The following is a 2,976-nucleotide window of genomic DNA, read 5'->3' as shown; positions in this document are numbered from 1 at the left end:
TCTTTAACTTCCCCTATACAGTATCTTACAAGACCCGAATGTCCGATCGCCCCGAAATCAGGGTCAACCACAGTTAGGGGAGATCCGATCTCTGTAGCGATCCTGACACAATTCGCGTCCGGATCATCACGAACATAAACTGTCGTAACAATATCAGGAGCTGGCAGGCCTAATCTTGTTATGAGCGAAGCAACGGCAAGCATCTGCGTTCCCCCGGCAAGAAAGAGTTTCCCGGTATAGGTGGTGGCTATACCGGTGACTACCGCCATCATCGGATCACCGACTTCTTTGATCAGTTCAAGAGGAGCGAATACATCTGATCGTGATACGCGCTTTAACACTGAGGTAACAATCTCTTCCTTGAGTTGTTTAGGATTTTTCACAGATGCACTACTGACCTGAGCTTCATATCCCATCGCACGGAGAATGCAAAGTGCAGTAGTGGTCCCCCCTGGAACACATTCACCGATGACCAGGGTATCATGGTTTTTTGAGAAGAATTTTCCTGCCCACTGACCATGAGTAAACAATTTTTCAGCTTCGGGAACTGCTGGTCCGTCTCTGGGATCCTGTCCTGGCGAAGTATACATATCAAGACAGGGAACCTGCGGAGAATGAGCCAGTCCGGCGTTTATGAATAGAACCGGAAATCCAGCAAGTTCTGTCATTGATCTGGTAATTGAAGCAGGAGTCGGGCATCCTGTTCCGGTATTGGGGGTTGCATCGCAACTGGTTATTCGACCCTGTACGATGAGTTCAGCATCAAGGTTGGGAACCATCAATGAACCCTCTGGATTGGGTCCTGCACCCGAAAGTCCCGGGACAGTTGAAAGGAGTGTGTTTGCGAGGACTCCGCAGAAGAGTGGGGTTTTCGGGATATGGGTATGAGTCCTGGAGAGCAGTGTCATGATCACGGGTTAGTATCATTGATGCTTCAACCTGCGCCTGGCATCAGATGCCCGGCGATGCAATTCCAAGGTTCTGTATTTCTATGATTCGCAGGAGAGATAGTATAGACATTCATGAAAACCGTGCAGTCTGTTATCGCCTTGCTTCAGTTCACAACCATCCTTCCGCTTGGAAAGACTGCTCCGTTTGAAGCTTTTTCACAAACGATATGGCTGTACCCGCTTGCGGGGTATGTTACCGGTGGAATTGCTGCGATCATGCTTTATCTCATTTCTGCCCCGGCGTTCGTCTCTGCTACCATAGGTCTTGGGATTGTTTTCCTCATAACCGGTTGTAATCATCTGGATGGTCTTCTTGATCTCGGTGATGGGCTGATGGCCCATGGAACCAGGGAGATCCGTGTACGTGCCCTTACTGACAGGACTGTTGGAACCGGTGGAATCGCACTCGGGCTGATGATCACGCTGCTTGCCTGGAGTTCGCTGGCATCGGTACCCCTGACTTGCGTTGCAATCCTCCTTGCTGAAGTTTCCGGCAAATATGCCATGGCTGTCATGACAATATTTGGAAGACCATTTCATCCCGGACTCCATGCGATGCTTCACGAGCATGCTTCCCGGTGGTTTATTCTCCCTTCAACCCTCCTTCTGCTTCCGCTGCTGTACCTTCCCCTCCCAAAAGTAGTTCTCGGAGCTTCGATGATAGTCACGATCCTCGTACCGGTGGTACTCATCGGTCTTGCGTCGCGGCTTTTTGGGGGAGTGAATGGAGATGTGACCGGAGCTTCGGGTGAGATCACCCGGGCTTTTGTACTGATGGTGATAGCCTGCACCGCTGGGATAACTGGGTAAAAAAAGAGGATACGAACGATTGCCCCACTAATCTGATCTATTTGGATCTGAATCGGGGTGTATATCCGGCACCTGTCTCGTCACCACAGGCGATCTCAGATCCATCCCGAACAAGGGTATTGAACTGCATAGCTGCTTCCATGAGTGCTTCCGGTGGCATAACGCCGGTTTGTATCTGACCTGTTATCATATCGTATGGAGAGGGCATAATCCGCGCTCCTACTTTCACTCCTTTGCAATGAATACACAATCCGCATCTGGTATGCACAGCAAGTTTTCCCGAAGCGCATTCAACCTGAACCTTATCGGTGGCCGTTTCACGGATTATTGGAAGAGATTTCATGATATTGGATATCTTTTCTCAGGATCAGTATATATCAGTTCGTGCTTCGGGCTCCAAATCCTAAAAGCCGTCCACGATGCGGAATGGATGGCTATGAAAACTATTAAAAAGAACTTCTATCAAATATGTAATACTCGCATAAATGGACTGTGTTAGGCAGATCTGATATTTGCGGAGGTATTGGAGGATACTATACAATGGCAGCTGAGAAGCCACACATTAACCTCGCGGTCATCGGACACATTGACCACGGAAAGTCTACGACAGTCGGCCGTCTTATGTACGAGGCAGGAGCTGTCCCGGCACATATCATCGAGCAGTACAAGAAGGAAGCAGAATCAAAGGGTAAAGGTTCCTTTGCATTTGCATGGGTTATGGACAACCTCAAGGAAGAGCGTGAGCGTGGTATCACCATCGATATCGCCCACAAGAGGTTCGACACTGATAAGTACTATTTTACCGTCGTGGACTGTCCGGGACACCGTGACTTCGTCAAGAACATGATCACCGGTGCATCACAGGCTGATGCAGCAATCATCATCGTTGCAGCACCTGATGGTGTAATGGAGCAGACCAAGGAGCACGTTTTCCTTGCAAAGACCCTTGGTATCAAGCAGCTCATCATCGGTGTCAACAAGATGGATGCATCCAACTACGATGAGGCACGGTTCAACCAGGTCAAGACCGATGTAGGCAACCTCCTCAAGATGGTCGGAACTAGTCCTGATGCAGTTAAGTTCATCCCAATCAGTGCATTCGAGGGTGACAACATCACCAAGATCAGTGACAAGATGCCCTGGTACAAGGGGAAGACACTCTTTTCACTCCTCGACGAGCTCGAAGTCCCGGAAAAACCAACTGACAAGGCACTTC

General features: G+C 49.4%; 4 protein-coding genes. 2 read left to right on the top strand and 2 right to left on the bottom strand.

From position 1 onward, the window contains the following. On the bottom strand, nucleotides 1–908 hold a 908-nt coding region (locus LUQ50_RS04675), incomplete at its 3' end, for a nicotinate-nucleotide--dimethylbenzimidazole phosphoribosyltransferase (protein WP_300036914.1). 114 nt (nucleotides 909–1,022) lie between these two features. Between LUQ50_RS04675 and cobS the strand changes: the two genes are divergently transcribed. Continuing rightward, complete coding sequence (cobS, locus tag LUQ50_RS04670; RefSeq protein ID WP_300036911.1) at nucleotides 1,023–1,760, top strand: adenosylcobinamide-GDP ribazoletransferase; 738 nt, start codon at nucleotides 1,023–1,025, stop codon at nucleotides 1,758–1,760. Between the two features lie 37 nt (nucleotides 1,761–1,797). On the opposite strand, the gene LUQ50_RS04665 is transcribed toward cobS, so the two are convergent. After that, a complete protein-coding gene (locus LUQ50_RS04665) occupies nucleotides 1,798–2,103 on the bottom strand; it encodes a hypothetical protein (protein WP_300036908.1) in 306 nt (101 codons plus the stop codon). Between the two features lie 197 nt (nucleotides 2,104–2,300). Here LUQ50_RS04665 and LUQ50_RS04660 point away from each other — a divergent pair. Next, nucleotides 2,301–2,976 (top strand): GTP-binding protein (locus tag LUQ50_RS04660; RefSeq protein ID WP_300036905.1); only part of this gene is annotated, 676 nt, incomplete at its 3' end.

It is taken from the genome of Methanospirillum sp. (genome assembly GCF_028679455.1).
In the GTDB taxonomy this organism is placed as follows: domain Archaea; phylum Halobacteriota; class Methanomicrobia; order Methanomicrobiales; family Methanospirillaceae; genus Methanospirillum.
This window is presented reverse-complemented; position numbering and strand designations above follow the sequence as displayed.